This is a genomic window from Pseudomonas sp. MIL9 (assembly GCF_016887925.1).
Taxonomy (GTDB): domain Bacteria; phylum Pseudomonadota; class Gammaproteobacteria; order Pseudomonadales; family Pseudomonadaceae; genus Aquipseudomonas; species Aquipseudomonas mohnii.
On the sequence record NZ_JAFEHE010000023.1, the window covers coordinates 62363 to 78672 of the forward strand.

At 60.4% G+C, this 16310-nt stretch carries 17 protein-coding genes; 4 read left to right on the plus strand and 13 right to left on the minus strand.

Annotated elements, in window-relative coordinates; all coding sequences use genetic code 11:
• Positions 1 to 77 precede the first annotated feature (77 nt).
• A complete protein-coding gene (locus JQF37_RS23090; RefSeq protein WP_130209634.1) occupies positions 78 to 698 on the plus strand; it encodes an energy transducer TonB in 621 nt (206 codons plus the stop codon).
• Between the two features lie 20 nt (positions 699 to 718).
• Here JQF37_RS23090 and JQF37_RS23095 read toward each other — a convergent pair whose 3' ends face one another.
• The 6 genes from JQF37_RS23095 to ppc form a co-directional block, all read right to left on the minus strand.
• Positions 719 to 1540: an isocitrate lyase/phosphoenolpyruvate mutase family protein gene (locus JQF37_RS23095; protein WP_130209632.1), complete on the minus strand. Its 822-nt coding sequence runs from the start codon at positions 1538 to 1540 to the stop codon at positions 719 to 721.
• 33 nt (positions 1541 to 1573) lie between these two features.
• Positions 1574 to 2434 (minus strand): DUF72 domain-containing protein, encoded by an 861-nt coding sequence (locus JQF37_RS23100; protein ID WP_130209630.1) that lies wholly within the window; start codon positions 2432 to 2434, stop codon positions 1574 to 1576.
• Positions 2434 to 2739: a hypothetical protein gene (locus JQF37_RS23105; RefSeq protein WP_130209628.1), complete on the minus strand. Its 306-nt coding sequence runs from the start codon at positions 2737 to 2739 to the stop codon at positions 2434 to 2436. Before JQF37_RS23105 ends, JQF37_RS23100 begins: the two co-directional genes overlap by 1 nt.
• A gap of 259 nt (positions 2740 to 2998) precedes the next feature.
• Entirely contained in the window at positions 2999 to 3673 is a 675-nt protein-coding gene (tsaB, locus tag JQF37_RS23110; protein ID WP_103403629.1) for a tRNA (adenosine(37)-N6)-threonylcarbamoyltransferase complex dimerization subunit type 1 TsaB, read from the minus strand.
• Positions 3674 to 3767: 94 nt separating this feature from the next.
• Positions 3768 to 4415, minus strand: a complete 648-nt coding sequence (gene adk, locus JQF37_RS23115; RefSeq protein ID WP_130209626.1) for an adenylate kinase — start codon at positions 4413 to 4415, stop codon at positions 3768 to 3770.
• Between the two features lie 256 nt (positions 4416 to 4671).
• Entirely contained in the window at positions 4672 to 7302 is a 2631-nt protein-coding gene (gene ppc / locus JQF37_RS23120; protein ID WP_130209624.1) for a phosphoenolpyruvate carboxylase, read from the minus strand.
• A gap of 202 nt (positions 7303 to 7504) precedes the next feature.
• Here ppc and JQF37_RS23125 point away from each other — a divergent pair, with 202 nt between their 5' ends.
• The 3 genes from JQF37_RS23125 to JQF37_RS23135 all read left to right on the plus strand — a co-directional run bounded on the left by JQF37_RS23125 (position 7505) and on the right by JQF37_RS23135 (position 9333).
• Positions 7505 to 7849, plus strand: a complete 345-nt coding sequence (locus JQF37_RS23125) for a pilin assembly protein (protein WP_130209622.1) — start codon at positions 7505 to 7507, stop codon at positions 7847 to 7849.
• Between the two features lie 212 nt (positions 7850 to 8061).
• Positions 8062 to 8475, plus strand: a complete 414-nt coding sequence (locus tag JQF37_RS23130; RefSeq protein ID WP_130209620.1) for a DUF4398 domain-containing protein — start codon at positions 8062 to 8064, stop codon at positions 8473 to 8475.
• Between the two features lie 60 nt (positions 8476 to 8535).
• The gene (locus JQF37_RS23135; protein ID WP_130209720.1) at positions 8536 to 9333 is read left to right on the plus strand and encodes an OmpA family protein; all 798 of its coding nucleotides are present in this window, start codon (positions 8536 to 8538) and stop codon (positions 9331 to 9333) included.
• Between the two features lie 109 nt (positions 9334 to 9442).
• Here JQF37_RS23135 and JQF37_RS23140 read toward each other — a convergent pair whose 3' ends face one another.
• From JQF37_RS23140 to prfB, 7 genes are all read right to left on the minus strand, one after another.
• Complete coding sequence (locus JQF37_RS23140) at positions 9443 to 9772, minus strand: hypothetical protein (protein WP_047526246.1); 330 nt, start codon at positions 9770 to 9772, stop codon at positions 9443 to 9445.
• Positions 9769 to 10683, minus strand: coding sequence for an alpha/beta hydrolase (locus tag JQF37_RS23145; RefSeq protein WP_130209618.1), 915 nt, complete (start codon positions 10681 to 10683; stop codon positions 9769 to 9771). Before JQF37_RS23145 ends, JQF37_RS23140 begins: the two co-directional genes overlap by 4 nt.
• Positions 10684 to 10829: 146 nt before the next feature.
• A complete protein-coding gene (locus JQF37_RS23150) occupies positions 10830 to 12107 on the minus strand; it encodes a flavohemoglobin expression-modulating QEGLA motif protein (protein WP_130209616.1) in 1278 nt (425 codons plus the stop codon).
• 31 nt (positions 12108 to 12138) lie between these two features.
• Positions 12139 to 12693 carry a hypothetical protein gene (locus tag JQF37_RS23155; RefSeq protein ID WP_130209614.1) on the minus strand — a complete coding sequence of 185 codons (555 nt, stop codon included), beginning with the start codon at positions 12691 to 12693 and terminating at the stop codon, positions 12139 to 12141.
• A 33-nt stretch (positions 12694 to 12726) separates the two neighbouring features.
• Complete coding sequence (locus JQF37_RS23160; protein ID WP_189340450.1) at positions 12727 to 13443, minus strand: TetR family transcriptional regulator; 717 nt, start codon at positions 13441 to 13443, stop codon at positions 12727 to 12729.
• Positions 13444 to 13542: 99 nt separating this feature from the next.
• The gene (gene lysS, locus JQF37_RS23165) at positions 13543 to 15045 is read right to left on the minus strand and encodes a lysine--tRNA ligase (protein WP_130211069.1); all 1503 of its coding nucleotides are present in this window, start codon (positions 15043 to 15045) and stop codon (positions 13543 to 13545) included.
• Between the two features lie 112 nt (positions 15046 to 15157).
• A protein-coding gene (prfB, locus tag JQF37_RS23170) for a peptide chain release factor 2 (protein ID WP_103403637.1) occupies positions 15158 to 16253 on the minus strand; the annotation gives its coding sequence in 2 pieces (ribosomal slippage) (positions 15158 to 16180 and positions 16182 to 16253; 1095 coding nt in all).
• Positions 16254 to 16310 lie beyond the last annotated feature (57 nt).

Sequence of the window (16310 nt, forward strand, 5' to 3'; positions counted from 1 at the left end):
AAAATTAATGATCGGCAAAAACTGCCGATAACAAAACTATCGAGCATTTTGCCAGAGCTGAGCGTCGACCGAGAGAAATGTCAGACATTCAACCCACAATCACAGGTTTTATCTCGCCTTACGGCAATTACAACCTGCGAAATACCCAGGCACTGAGCGGTGTCAGTCACATCTGGCAGGATTTCTTTGCCCGTGCGCTGGCCGATCAGTCGGGTGAAGTGCTGCCGCAATCTCTCAACTTTCCACCGGTCGATCTCGAAAGCCCGGTTGAGCCCACCGTTGGCAGCGACTTGCTGGCGCACATCGTTTCCCAGCGCGAATGCGATGTGAAGGACAACGAAGTTCGTCCGCCGGAGCCGCTGTTCCTGCCGATCGCCGAATTCGAAATGGACCTGGCCGACAAGCCGTTCCCACCGTTCCCGCCGGAAGAAATCGCCGCCCAGCAGAAACAACAGGACTTCGAAAGCGGCTGGGTCCGCCCGATCGTGCTGACCGCCGGTCAACCTGAGCCAGAAGCCGGCCCGGCACCGCAGCCGCGTCCACTGCACCTGCCGATCGCCGAGTTCGAACTCGATCTGCTGGACAAGCCTTTCCCGCCCTTCTCCCCCGAAGAACTGATCGAACAGCAGAAGCAACTCGACTTCGATAACGGCTGGGCACGCCCGATCATCCTGCAGAACCTGCGTCTGGCCGCCTGACCCTCAGCTCCCTGCGCGGCTCAGTCCTTGAACAATGAATTGGCCTGCTGGAACGGCATGGAGCGCGACGTGAAGCCGAACGTGCCCGAATCGCGGATCTCCTGGGCGGCACGGAAGAACTCGCCATAAGCTGCCAATGCCAGCGCCGAACCGACGCTGATGCGTTTGACGCCCATCTCACTCAACTGCTCGACCGATAGCTTCAGGCCGCCGGACATCAACACGTTGACCGGTTTCGGCGCCACGGCGCGGACCACCGCCAATACGTCTTCAGCGCTGCGCAGGCCCGGCGCATAGAGCACGTCGGCACCGGCCTCGGCAAACGCCTGCAAGCGGCGAATGGTATCGGCCAGATCCGGATGGCCGTGCAGAAAGTTCTCGGCCCGCGCGGTCAGCGTGAACGGATAAGGCAAACTGCGGGCGGCGGCGACGGCCGCTTCGATGCGCGCCACGGCATGTTCGAAGCAGTAGATCGGGCCCTCTTCACGCCCGGTGGCGTCTTCAATCGAACCACCGACCGCCCCCACTTGCGCCGCCCGCACAATGCTCTTCGCGCATTCGGCCGGGCTGTCGGCAAAGCCGTTTTCCAGATCGACCGCCACCGGCAAATCGCTGGCCGCGACAATTGCCTGAACGTTCGACAGGGTTTCGTCGAGGGTCAGCCCGCCGTCGGGACGCGCCTTGGAAAAGGCATAACCGGCGCTGGTGGTCGCCAACGCCTCGAAACCCAGGCTGGCGAGCATTTTCGCCGAACCGGCGTCCCACGGATTGGGAATCACAAAGGCGCCTTTGCGCTCATGCAGGGCTTTGAAGGCTTGGGCTCGAAGGGTTTGCGCGTCCATTGGCAGGCTCCTGAAAAGGCGAACGAATCCGCTTCAGAGCAAGCCTAGTTGCTCGGCGGCGGGCTCTCTGTATAGCTCAGGCAGCGGCGGCAAGCCAGGCAGGCGCAGCATCAATCTGGCGTGGAAGCGCTGCGCCAGTTTCGCCGCCAGTACGTTGTCGGCGGTGTGCAGGAAGATGTAAGGCGTTCGCCCCTCCTCGATCCACAGGGCGATTTTCTCCACCCAGGGCAGCAGAAATGGATCGTTGGCCTCGAGCTGCGGATGGCCAATGAAACGCACCTGCGGACATTGCGTAAATGCCGCCGGACGGGGCGGGACCCGCGGCTTTTTCGATTGGGCGTGGAGCACCGAAGGGTCGGTCGATGTGCAGCTGAACAGCGCGCGCGGATCGAGACAAATGCGCTCGACGCCGCGATCCAGCAACAGGCGATTGAGCTCGCGTTCGCTATCACCCTTGGCGAAGAATTCGTCATGCCGCACTTCCACCGCCAACGGCCGCTCAAGGGCATCGATAAATCCCGCCAACTCGGGCAAGCGTTGCGGTGTAAAGCTCTTCGATAGCTGCAACCACAACGGCGATACTCGCGCGCCGAGCGGGCTGAGCAACTGCGTGAAGGTTTCGGCGGCGGTCAGTTGTTCACGCAGGTCACCGCCATGGCTGATGTCGCCGGGGAACTTGGCGGTGAAACGAAAATGTTCGGGCAGGGTTTCGGCCCAGCGCTGCACGGTGCTGGCAGCCGGGCTCGCGTAGAAGGTCGTATTGCCCTCCACGGCGTTGAACACTTGGGAATACAGACTCAGAAACTCGGCGGGTTTGGCGTCTGGCGGGTACAAATATTCGCGCCAGGCGTTTTCGCTCCAGGACGGGCAACCCAGGTAGTAAGGCAGCACCATCAGATGTACAGGTCGAGACCCAGCACTTCGCCATCCCAATCGACGAAACCGGCGGTGCTCAGGTAGCTGGCCAGGGCCATCGCCACACTTTTGCTCATGGCACGGTGGTAAATCATGTCCTGCTGACGGGCGGGGAGATTGCTCAACTTTTGCGCCGAGGCTTTGGCGGCTCGGGCGGCCAGCTGCTCTTCGGACGGAAACTCCAGCTCGCCGTCGATATCGACGGACTCGTCTTCCACCACAGGGCCTTTGCGAGGCTTGCGCTTGATGGGGTAGGACTGAGAAGAAAGGCCGTCTATACGCATAATTGTATGCTCGGTATCAGTAATGGCAGTTTAGTGGCGCATCGCCCACTTCGCAAACCGCCGAGTGATAACTAGAACACATAAAGAGCAAAAGGTTTAAAAGCGGGGGTTAGAAACTGACGATTGGCTGTGTTCTTGAAATCGCCATCGCGAGCAGGCTCGCTCCTACAAGGATTGATGTTGCTCACAAAGTGTATGAGCAAGACTGACGCCTGTGGGAGCGAGCCTGCTCGCGATGGGACCACCTCGATCCAGCCAGTTACCGCGCCTTCGGCGTCGCCACCTTGTCTCGCAGATAAACCGGCTGCGCCTCATCAGCCACTATCGCCTCGCCACGCGCCCAGGCAAATCGCGCCAGCGTCAGCAAGTCTTCGGCGTGGGGCAGCATGCCGGCGTCCTGACCGCTCAGGTGGACGCCGATGCGCTCGGCATAGCCCCATCCGGTGCCCGCGCCGAACCATTCGCCACTGGCGTCGGCCGGCAACGCTGCGACTTCCGGAGCCAATACCGCCTCAGCCCCGACCAGTCGCATCTCCCCCGCCGTTTCGCGGTAGCAGCCCCAATACACCTCGTCCATCCGCGCATCGATGGCCGCCGCGACCTGGCTGACGCCATGCTCGCGATACGCACGCTGGGCCAGTACGGCCAGGTTCGACACCGGCAACACCGGGCGATCCAGCGCGAACGCCAGGCCCTGCACCACACCGATGGCAATGCGCACGCCGGTAAACGCGCCCGGTCCACGCCCGAAAGCGATGGCGTCGACCGCTTGCAGCGTGGTCCCGGCATCGGCCAGCAACTGCTGGATCATGGGCAGCAGCTTCTGCGCATGCAGGCGCGGGATCACCTCGTAATGACTCGTGACTTTGCCGTCGTGCAGCAAGGCAACGGAGCAAGCTTCAGTCGCGGTGTCCAGGGCCAGCAAGGTGCTCATCGATGTATCCGTAAGAGAGGTCAGAAAAAAGTGCGTCAGTATAAACAACTACGGCCCGCAAGCGGGCCGTGGATGATGCAGCGGATCAGACTTTTCAGCTCAGGGCAGCCAGCACCTTGGCGGTGATCGCTTCAACCGAACCGACACCTTCGATATGACTGTACTTCGGCTTGCCATTGGCAGCCGAGAGCTTCTGGTAGAAGTCCACCAACGGCTTGGTCTGCGAATGGTAGACCGACAGGCGATGACGCACGGTTTCTTCGGTGTCGTCCTTGCGCTGTACCAGCTCTTCACCGGTGATGTCGTCTTTGCCGGCAGTTTTCGGCGGATTGTAGACGATGTGGTACACGCGACCGCTGGCCTCGTGAACACGGCGACCGGCGATGCGCTGAACGATTTCTTCGTCTTCAACGGCGATTTCAACCACCGCATCCAGCTCGACGCCAGCCGTCACCAGGGCTTCAGCCTGGGGAATGGTGCGCGGGAAACCGTCGAACAGGAAACCGTTGACGCAGTCGGACTGGGCAATGCGGTCCTTGACCAGTGCGATGATCAGGTCATCGGACACCAGGCCGCCAGCATCCATGATGCTCTTGGCTTTGATGCCCAGCTCGGTGCCGGCCTTGACCGCAGCGCGCAGCATGTCGCCGGTGGAGATTTGCGGAATACCGAATTTCTCGGTGATGAACTTAGCCTGAGTACCTTTACCGGCCCCGGGAGCTCCCAGCAGAATGACGCGCATCGATGTGCTCCTCAATTTTTTATATGGATAACGTCAGATTCGCCTCATGGGGCCAATCTCAAAAACAGGGTCGTGACCGCCCAAACGGCCAAAGGCTGATCAAGATACACAGCAGGCTGCGCCCACACAAGCCGCCAAAAGTCGGAGAAACCGCCGCCTCCTGCGACCTTTTGGCGCGGTTCCCCTAGTCGCAACCCCATCATTAACTGTCGCCTGGCCGCACTTACGCGCATGCCCGACTCCACGGCAAAAAACCTTAGCCTGTATTACGCAAACCGGCGGCAATCCCTGCCACGGACACCAGCAATGCCTGTTCTACCGGGCTGCCCTGCGCCACATCCTGTTGTCGCGAGCGTGCCAGCAACTCCGCCTGCAATAGATGAAGCGGGTCAAGGTAGGTATTGCGCAAGCGGATGAATTCAAGGGTGTCAGGGCTATGTGCCAGTAGCTGCGACTGTCCCGTCAGCCCCAGGACGATAGCGCATGCCTGCGACAATAGGTCGCGCAAGTGCGCACCCAATGGCAGCAATTGAGGTTCCACCAGGCGCTCATCGTAGGACCGGGCGATGTCCGCGTCGGCCTTGGCCAGGACCATTTCCAGCATATCGATGCGCGTACGGAAGAACGGCCACTGCTCGCGCATTTGCCCCAGCAGTTCACCTTCACCGCGCTCCAGGGCCTTGCTCAATGCCGCTTCCCAACCGAGCCAGGCCGGCAGCATCAGGCGCGTCTGGGTCCAGCCGAAGATCCACGGGATCGCCCGCAGGCTCTCGATACCGCCGGCCCGGCGCTTGGCTGGACGGCTGCCCAGCGGCAAGCGTCCAAGCTCCTGTTCCGGAGTGGACTGGCGGAAATACTCGACGAACTGCGGATTTTCCCGCACCACGGCGCGATAAGCGCTGACACCGTCCGCCGCCAATTCGTCCATCAAATGCCGCCACTCGGGCGTCGGTGGCGGTGGCGGCAACAAGGTCGCCTCGAGCACCGCCGCCAGGTACAGATTGAGGTTTTGTTCGGCGATGTCCGGCAGACCGAATTTGAATCGAATCATTTCCCCCTGCTCGGTGGTGCGGAAACGTCCCGCGACCGAACCCGGCGGCTGGGACAGAATCGCCGCGTGCGCCGGGCCGCCACCACGGCCCACGGTGCCGCCGCGACCGTGGAACAACAGCAACTCCACTTGCTGCTCGCGGCAGATATCCACCAACCGTTCCTGCGCCCGATATTGCGCCCAGGCCGCCGCCGTGGTGCCGGCATCCTTGGCGGAGTCGGAATAGCCGATCATCACTTCCTGCGGCCCTTGCAGGCGCGAGCGATAGCCCGGCAGCAGCAACAGTTTCTCGATCACCGGCCCGGCGTTGTCCAGGTCAGCGAGGGTTTCGAACAACGGCACCACGCGCATCGGCCGCAACACGCCAGACTCTTTGAGCAGCAGTTGCACAGCGAGCACATCGGATGCGGCACCGGCCATCGAGATCACGTACGAGCCGAGGGAGGCCCCCGGCGCCGCGGCGATCTCCCGACAGGTCGCCAGCACTTCGGCGGTGTCGGCGGACGGTTTGTAGTGAGGCGGCAACAAGGGTCGACGGTTGTTCAGTTCACGCATCAGGAAGGCAATGCGTTCTTCTTCGCTCCAGTCTTCGTAGCGACCCAGACCCAGGTAATCGGTGATTTCGGTCATGGCCGCACTGTGCCGCGACGAGTCCTGGCGCACATCGAGACGCACCAGGAACAGGCCGAAGGTGACCGCCCGGCGCAAGCAATCGAGCAACGGACCATCGGCGATCACGCCCATGCCGCATTGATGCAGCGAGTGGTAGCACAACTCCAGCGGATCAAGCAGTTCCCGATTGTTCTGCAGGACATCGGCCGGTGCCGGCACGGGTGTCGTCAACGCGGAGTGAGCCCAGTTACGCGTCGCACGCAGGCGATCGCGCAGTTGCTTGAGTACCGCGCGATAGGGTTCGGCACTGTCGCCGGCCTTGGCTTTCAACTCATCACTGGCCTGCTGCATCGAAAGCTCGGCGGCGAGCTGATCAACGTCGCGCAGGTACAAATCCGCTGCCATCCAGCGCGCCAGCAGCAACACTTCGCGAGTGACGGTGGCCGTCACGTTCGGGTTGCCGTCGCGGTCGCCGCCCATCCACGAGGCAAAGCGAATCGGCGCGGCTTCCAGGGGCAAACGCAGGCCCGTGGCGGCATGCAGGGCCTGATCGGCCTTGCGCAGGTAATTGGGGATGGCTTGCCACAGCGAATGCTCGATCACCGCGAAGCCCCATTTGGCTTCATCGACCGGTGTCGGACGTGTACGGCGGATCTCTTCGGTGTGCCACGCCTCGGCGATCAGACGCTGCAATGTCGATTTGATCTGCTCGCGCTCGGCGCCAGTCAGGTCACGATGGTCCAGGGCCGCCAGTTGCGCGGCGATGGCATCGTACTTCTGGATCAATGTGCGACGCGCGACTTCGGTCGGGTGTGCCGTAAGGACCAGCTCGATTTCCAGCCGGCCCAATTGCCGGGCCAGGGACTCGGCGCCATGACCTTCGGCGCGCAGGCGGGCAAGCAGTTCCGGCAGCACACGCGCTTCGAACGGTGCCGGCCTGGATTCTTCGCGGCGGTGAATCAGCTGATATTGCTCGGCGATGTTGGCCAGGTTGAGGAACTGATTGAACGCCCGCGCCACCGGCAGCAACTCGTCCTCGGTCAGCTGGTTGAGGCTGGCGCTCAGCTCGGCGTCCATGGAACCGCGGCGATCGGCCTTGGCCCCCTTGCGGATCTGCTCGATCTTGTCGAGGAAGCCGTCCCCGTATTGGTCACGAATGGTGTTGCCCAACAGCTCACCCAACAGGTGAACATCCTCGCGCAAGCGTGCATCAATATCGGTCATCAGCAGTTCTCCAGCGAACAATCCGGGCGGCCATGAGCGTAAAGAGTGCCGCTCCAGAGCGCTTCTTACAAGCAAGACGACGAAGGGACTTTAAACCTTGAGCGTAAAAGCTAGTCTGAATGATGAGCCGTACTGCGGCTGTCACCGGCCAAAGCCGGACACTCACCCGGCCTGCCACGAGCAGGAGCGCAATGAGGTCATTATGAAAATCCGCGAACTGGCCCAGCATTGGGAAGAAAATGCCAAGGGTCGCCTGACCCAGACGGGCTACACGATTCATCTGGACGTGGAAGCCGCCGCACGCCTGGCGGCCATTACCGAGATGTACCCCAAACGACAACCCGAGGAGCTGCTCGGTGAACTGATCGGCGCCGCTTTGGAAGAACTGGAAAAGAGCTTTCCCTATGTGAAGGGCTCGACCGTGGTGGCCACTGACGAAGAAGGTGATCCACTGTACGAGGACATCGGCCCGACCCCTCGTTTTCTCGCCTTGTCCCGTCGTCATTTGCATGACTTGTCAGCAGGCAACGACAAGCAAAAACACTGATTTTCCCTACGAATGATCCCCCTGTAGGAGCGAGCAGGCTCGCTCCTACAAATGCCAGCCCCCACGCCTGATTAATTTCTCTGAACTTTTGAAAAACGCCTCGGGTCAACCCAGTAACCACGCCTGGGACGGCCGTATCAAATCCCCTCGAAACCGTAAGTCGCGGCTCCTTTGCCCAGGATGGATTTTTTAGTTGTTCAGGAGTTAGTCCAATGGAGTTGAAGATCATGAAAACCGCTACTGGCAAATCCTCATCCACCCCTCTGCATGGCCTGAAAATGGCAGCCCTCGCCCTCGGCGGCAGTCTCGTACTGGCCGGTTGCGCCGGTAACCCGCCCACCGAACAATTCGCCGTCACCGAGTCAGCGATCAATAACGCTGTCAGCGCGGGCGGCCCTGAATTCGCGGCGGTGGAAATGAAGTCGGCGCAAGACAAGCTCAAACAAGCCGAAATCGCCATGCACGACAAGAAATACGAGCAAGCGAGAACCCTGGCCGAGCAAGCCGAATGGGACGCTCGCGTGGCGGAACGCAAAGCCCAGGCGATGAAAGCCGAACAAGCGGTGAAGGACTCTCGCCAAGGGGTTCAGGAACTGCGTCAGGAAAGCCAGCGCACCGTTCAGTAACAGCGCGGCACGACGTATTTCTTACTCGACTAAAAGGACGAAACCATGATTTCCAAATGCATGAATGCCAAACAATTGATGATCCCTGCCCTGCTGGCCGCCAGTGTTGCCCTGGCGGCGTGCTCCACACCGCCCAACGCCAACCTCGAACAGGCCCGCACCAACTATTCCGGCCTGCAAGCCAACCCGCAGGCGAGCAAAGTCGCGGCGCTGGAAACCAAGGACGCCAGCGATTATCTGGACATGGCCGACAAGGCCTATCTGGACAAGGAAGACCCGGCCAAAGTCGATCAACTGGCCTATCTGACCAACCAGCGTGTGGAAGTGGCGAAACAGACCATCGCCCTGCGCACTGCGGAAGCCAACCTTAAAAACGCTTCTGCGCAACGTGCCCAGGCCCGCCTGGATGCGCGTGACCAGCAGATCAAGCAATTGCAGGACAGCCTCAACGCCAGGCAAACCGATCGCGGCACGCTGGTGACCTTCGGTGACGTGCTGTTTGCCACCGACAAGGCCGAGCTGAAATCCAATGGCCTGATGAACATCAACAAACTGGCGCAGTACCTCCAGGAAAACCCCGACCGCAAGGTCATCGTCGAAGGCTACACCGACAGCACCGGTACGGCATCGCACAACCAGTCGCTGTCGGAACGACGCGCCAGCTCCGTGCGCATGGCGCTGGTGAAAATGGGCGTCGACCCGACCCGCATCGTCGCCCAGGGTTATGGCAAGGAATACCCGGTGGCGGATAACACCAGCGTATCGGGACGGGCACAGAATCGTCGGGTGGAAGTGACGATTTCCAACGATAACCAACCGGTGATTCCACGTTCGGCGGTGAGTGCCAACACCCAGTAAAAACCACTGTGGGAGCGAGCCTGCTCGCGATGACGCCTGGACATTCAACATCGGTGTTGACTGTCACGCCGCCATCGCGAGCAGGCCCGCTCCCACATTTATTTTCTGTTCAGGGTTGCAGCTTCTGCGGCGTTTCCTGGCCCATGCAACGCACGGCTTTTTTCTTGCTGTCGATCAGCACCCCGGTCAGGCCTTTCTGCTCGGTGTCGAACAGCACCAGCACGCCATCGATGCATTGCGCAACCTGGGCGGCCGGTTCCAGGGAGACTTTGTAGTCCTCACCCGGCACGGTCTTGAGCATGGTGAATTCGTTGAGCAGCAACGCATCCTCAGGCTTGGCGAAGTGCAGGTAGCCGTACCACCACAGGGCACCCACAGTGCCGAGGATGCTGCAAATACCGGTGATGATCAGCGGGATGGCGTTACGTTCTTCACTCATTGCGGGCTCTCTGGTGGTTCATCTTCAGAATGTTCGGGTGCCGGGTAATTGGGGATCTCACCCAGGCGGCGCAGACCATTGAAATGCTGCGGGTCGTCGAGAAAACGCAGCATGACTTTGCGCCAGACCGGATCGGCGAATGTCTGCACGTGACCGCCGCGGGTCAGTTGCAGCACGCGCGGCGGCGGCGCAGCTTGATACAGACGGATGCCGTTGGAAAGAGGCACGATCGGATCGTCGATGCTGTGGTAGATCAATTTCGGCACGCCATTGAGCTGCGCCATGGAGCTGATCGCGCTGTCACCGTCCGGCACCAGCCAGGACAGCGGCACCTGAAACGCCCAGGTCAGCCATGACTGGCTCAGGGCAAACTGACCGACACTGCGATAACTGGCGGGCACGCCGTCGAGCACAATCGCCTTGAGTTGTTTCTGCCGCTCGGGGTGTTGCACGAGATAATGAACCGCCATCGAACCGCCGAGGCTCTGACCGAGGAGGATCAGCGGCTTGCCCTTGACCTCCGGGGCCTGGTCCAGCCAGGCGAATGCCGCGTCGATATCCTGATAGATCGCCGGCAGGCTCGGCTCGCCTTCGGACAGGCCATAACCGCGATAGTCCACCAGCAACACTTGGTAACCCTTTTCCGGCAACCAATAGCTGCCACCCAGATGCATGGGCAGGTTTCCGCCATTGCCGTGCAGGTGCAACACCGTGCCCTTGACCTCGACGCCCTGCTTGGCCGGCAACCACCAGGCGTGCAGGCGCAGGCCGTCGGCAGTGGTCAGGGTGACGTCGCGGTATTCGAGCCTGGCTTTTTCCGGGGTGAACAACTGACCGGGTTCGGGGTAGAACAGCAGCGAACTGCAACCGTTCAAGGCCAGAAGAAAGCAGATAACGCCGAGGATTCTCATCCGTTGAAACCTCGCAAAAAAAGAAGAAGGCCGAACCCTGTGGGAGCGAGCCTGATCGCGATGGCGGTGCATCAGGCAACATTAATGTTGAATGTAAAACCGCTATCGCGAGCAGGCTCGCTCCCACAATGGTCCATGGCTTACCGCTACAGGATGTTGGAGTAATCCGCCTCGATCCGGTCCAGGCTCAGGTGATTGAGGAAGTTGGAGAAGCACATCCACGCCGACAAAGCATTCATGTCGCGGAACTGCTCCGGCAAGTACTTGGGCGGTACCACCAGCCCTTCATCCACCAACTGCCGCAGGGTGCGCATGTCTTCCAGCGTGGTCTTGCCGCAAAACAGCAGCGGTATCTGCTCCAGTTTGCCTTTGCGCACGGCCAACTGAATGTAGTTGTAAATCATGATGAAGCCCTTGAGGTAGGACAAGTCTTTGGTAAATGGCAGACCTGTCGGCACCGAGCCTCGGAAAACGCGACTGGTGTTGCTGTAGCTTTCCGCCATTTCAAAACCCTGCTCGCGGAAAAACTCGAACACCTGCAGGAAGTCGGCACCCTCCTCCACCATGTGAATGGCGCGGGTACGGTTGGTCAGCTTGCGCAGGCGACTCGGATAGGAGGCGAAGGTGATGATTTCCATCAGGATCGCCAGGCCTTCCTGAGTCACCGTCGAGGAGGGCGGGCCCTTGGCCAGGAAGGTGCAGATCGGCTGGTTCAGGCCATTGAGCGTGGTGCCGACGTGCACCAGCCCTTCGTGAACTTCCAGGGCGCGCACATCGCGCTGGTTGAACATCGCGTCGGCGCGGATCTTGATGTAGTCGGCACCGGCCGCCGCATCGGCGACGATCCCGTCGGACTCGAACACCCGAATGGTCTCCTCGGCCTCGCCGAACACCTTGTTCAAGCGATGCTGCAGCATTTCCACCGCATCCTTGGCCGTCAGCGTCTTCGGTTCATCCTTGAGGTCGCCACGGCCGTCGATGTTGTTCAGGTAATCGGAGAGCATCAGCCCCAGGTCGGACAGCGTCGGGTCGCCGGCGTGGAACGCGTCGGACGCGGCACCGTACAACTCCTGGGAAATCAGGCCGAAATCCTCGGTGCCGCGCGCTTCGAGCATGCGCACCACCATCCTGTATTCCTTGCACATGCGCCGCATGATCTGACCGACCGGGTTGAACTGGCCGAGCTGGCGGGTGATGTCGCGCTCGATGTTCTGGAACTCCAGCTTCACTTTGCTGGAGTCGAAGGACAGCGGCCGGTTCAGGTAATAGTCGCGGTCCACCGCTGGCAATTCCTTGCCCTTGGCCTTGAGGAAACGCTGGCGAATGTTGTCGTCCCACTTGACTGCATCGAGGACGCGGATCGGCGTCTGCGCCAGCACAATGCGATCGGACAAAATGCGTATCGACTGCTGGTATTCGTCCACCCGAAACTCCTGTTGAAAGCGTTATGTGGGTTTATTTGGCCTTGGCCTGGCGCTGATAACGCACCACCTCGACGAACACATCGGAATTGGCCGGGTCATCGAGGTAGGCGGACACCTGGCCCATGTTGCTGTTGATCAACACGCCATCGCCTTCGACCGTTTGAAAGCCATCGCCGCTCAGGACCTTTTGCTGCAATGCCTGGTTGATCTGCTCGAGATCGAGGTTGTAGACCACCAGTTCATGTTTGTCGGTCAGTTCGAAGCCGGCAATCGTGAAATGCCCGCCGAACTGCGCAGGCACTTTCGCCGACAGATACCAGCGACTGCCATGTCGCGACACCGTGAAAGGATAGGCTTCGCGCTCCTTGGGCTTGGCGCGAAAGTAGCTGACCGCCTGATACTGATTATCACCGACGCGCGTCAACTCCAGATTCAGCGGCTCACCCCAGGCGTTGGTGCTGGTCCATTTGCCGAGCAATCCTTTGGGCGCGGGCTCGTTCGTGGGCAGCGGCTCCTTGAAGGTCACCAGGCAGCCACTGAGCAGCAGGAACGACAGGGCGATCACTGCGACATGCCAGGCTTTCATTCAACACTCCCTATGAACGGACGCCTACAGGAACTAAACCGACGCCAATACCAAATGCATGTAGCGCGTCAGGATGCCGAGCATTTCCTCTTCGGCCACCGGTTCGGCGTCGTTGAGCAGGCCCTGATATTCCATCCGTCCGATTATAGCCGTCAACACTTTGGCATCCTGTTGCGGCTCACGGGAACCCAATACCTGAAACAGCTGGCAGGAGCCCTGCAGGAGAATCTGCTGGTGCGAGCGCACCAACTCGGCCAGGCGCGGGTTCAGCAGCGCTTCCTGGCGGAACGCCTGCTCGGCCATCAGATGTTCGCGACGGGTGACCAGTTGCCGGTGCACATAATCCGTCATCAGCCGTGCGATATCGTCCGCCAGCCTGGAACGGGCCTGCGGGCTGCCATCGCCGCTGTCGACCATTTCGCGCAGCAGGCCTTCGTTATTCACCCACAACTTGGCCATGTAGGCCGCGCTGCGCTCCACGTATTGGGCGAAGGTATCGGTGAGCAGGTCATCAATATCCTTGAAGTAGTAGGTGGTCGCCGACAACGGCACATTGGCCTCGGCGGCCACGGCGCGGTGGCGCACGGCCCGCACGCCATCGCGCACGACAATGCGCATCGCCGCATCAAGAATGTCCTGTCGACGCTGCTCGCTGCCCTGCCGGCTGGCCTTGCGGCCCTGGTACTGAACACTTTCAGCGACCGCAGTGGCGATACCCGCTGCACCTTCTTGAGCCATTGCACGATTCACGACAGGTCTTTCCTCTCAAATGAAAGCAACAAACTGATACGTTTGTACCAGACAGGCAATAAAAAACCGCCTGAAGAGGCGGTTTTTTAGTTAAAACACTTACGCTTGCGGCCGCATGTGCGGGAACAGGATCACGTCGCGGATCGACGGGGAGTTGGTCAGCAGCATCACCAGACGGTCGATGCCGATACCTTCACCCGCCGTTGGCGGCATGCCGTATTCCAGCGCGCGAACGAAGTCGGCGTCGAAGTGCATGGCTTCGTCGTCGCCGGCGTCCTTGTCGGCCACCTGCGCCATGAAGCGTTCGGCCTGGTCTTCCGCGTCGTTCAACTCGGAGTAGGCGTTGGCGATTTCACGGCCACCGATGAACAGCTCGAAACGGTCGGTGACGTTCGGGTTCTCGTCGTTACGACGAGCCAGCGGCGACACTTCGAACGGGTACTGGGTGATGAAGTGTGGCTGTTCCAGCTTGTGCTCGACCAGCTCTTCGAAAATCATCACCTGCAGCTTGCCCAGACCTTCGAAGCCCAGCACCTTGGCGCCGGCCTTCTTGGCAATGTCACGGGCCTTGTCGATGTCGTTCAGGTCGTCAGCGGTCAGCTCGGGGTTGTACTTGAGGATCGAGTCGAACACCGACAGGCGCACGAACGGCTCGCCGAAGTGGAACACCTTGTCGCCGTACGGCACGTCGGTGCTGCCCAGAACCAGCTGCGCCAGTTCACGGAACAGTTCTTCGGTCAGGTCCATGTTGTCTTCGTAGTCGGCGTAAGCCTGGTAGAACTCCAACATGGTGAATTCAGGGTTGTGACGAGTCGAAACGCCTTCGTTACGGAAGTTGCGGTTGATCTCGAACACTTTTTCAAAACCACCAACCACCAGACGCTTGAGATACAGCTCAGGCGCAATACGCAGGAACATTTCCATGTCCAGGGCGTTGTGGTGGGTTTCGAACGGCTTGGCTGCCGCGCCGCCCGGAATGGTTTGCAGCATCGGCGTTTCCACTTCCAGGAAGTCACGCTTCATCAGGAAGCTGCGGATGTGGGCGATGACTTGCGAACGCACGCGGAAGGTCTGGCGCACGTCTTCGTTGACGATCAGGTCAACGTAACGCTGACGGTAGCGTTGCTCGGTGTCGGTCAGGCCGTGGTGCTTGTCCGGCAGCGGGCGCAGGGATTTGGTCAGCAGGCGCACGCTGGTCATTTCGACGTACAGGTCGCCCTTGCCGGAACGGGCCAGGGTACCTTCGGCGGCAATGATGTCGCCCATGTCCCAGGTTTTCACCGAGGCCAGGGTTTCTTCGGACAGGGTCTTGCGGTTGACGTAGACCTGGATGCGCCCGGTCATGTCCTGGATCACCATGAACGAGCCACGGTTGAGCATGATACGACCGGCAACCTTGACCGGAATCGCAGCCTCTGCCAGCTCTTCCTTGGTCTTGTCCGCGTACTCTTTCTGCAAGGCATCACAGTAGTTTTCGCGGCGGAAGTCATTCGGGAAGGCATTGCCCTTGGCGCGCTCGGCAGCCAGCTTTTCCTTGCGCAGGGCGATCAGGGAGTTTTCTTCCTGTTGCAGGGCTTGCGGGTCGAGTTCTAGGTCGCTCATGTCTTTAGATATTCCATCACGGGTTCGTTGCCCCCGGCCTGCGGCCGGGGATCGCCAGCAGGCTGGCTCCTACAGGGATCGCGTTGAATCAGCCGATCCTGTGTTACGTCTTTTACAGCCCGGATTTCAGGCTGGCTTCCAGGTATTCGTCGATGTCGCCATCGAGCACCTTGTCGCAGTCGCTGCGTTCGATGTTGGTGCGCAGATCCTTGATCCGCGAGGCATCCAGCACATACGAACGAATCTGGTGACCCCAGCCGATATCGGACTTGGTGTCTTCCAGGGCCTGGGAGGCCGCGTTGCGTTTCTGCATTTCCTGCTCGTACAACTTGGCCCGCAGCATTTTCATGGCGGTGTCCTTGTTGGCGTGCTGGGAACGTTCGTTCTGGCAGCTGACCACGGTGTTGGTCGGTACGTGGGTGATCCGTACGGCCGAATCGGTGGTGTTTACGTGCTGACCACCGGCACCGGAGGAACGATAGGTATCGATCCGCAGGTCCGCCGGGTTGATCTCGATTTCCACCTTGTCATCGATCTCCGGGGAAACGAACACCGCAGAGAACGATGTGTGACGACGGTTGCCGGAGTCGAACGGGCTCTTGCGCACCAGACGGTGTACGCCGATCTCGGTACGCAGCCAGCCAAAGGCGTATTCGCCCTTGATGTGCACGGTAGCGCCCTTGATCCCGGCGACTTCACCGGCGGACAACTCCATGATGGTCGCGTCGAAACCGCGTTTGTCGGCCCAGCGCAGGTACATGCGCAGCAGAATGTTGGCCCAGTCCTGGGCTTCGGTACCGCCGGAGCCGGCCTGGATGTCCAGGTAGGCGTTGTTCGGGTCCATTTCGTGGCTGAACATGCGGCGGAATTCAAGCTTGGCGAGGTTTTCCTCGAGACGGGCCAGCTCGGCGACAACATCGCCGACCGCGCCTTCGTCGTTTTCTTCGACGGCCATGTCCAGCAGGTCGCGGCAATCGGCCAGACCAGCGTTCAGTTCGTCCAGGGTTTCGACGATCTGAGCCAGCGCAGAGCGCTCGCGGCCCAGCTCCTGGGCGTATTCAGGTTTGTTCCAGACATTCGGATCTTCAAGCTCGCGATTGACCTCGGTCAGACGCTCATGCTTTTGATCGTAGTCAAAGATACCCCCGAATGGTTTCGGAGCGCTCGGACAGGTCCTTGATGGTGTTCAGGATCGGGTTGATTTCCATGGCGGGCAGCACTCGTTGGCGAACTTTTGAAAGCCGGCGAGTATAACGTAATCAAGC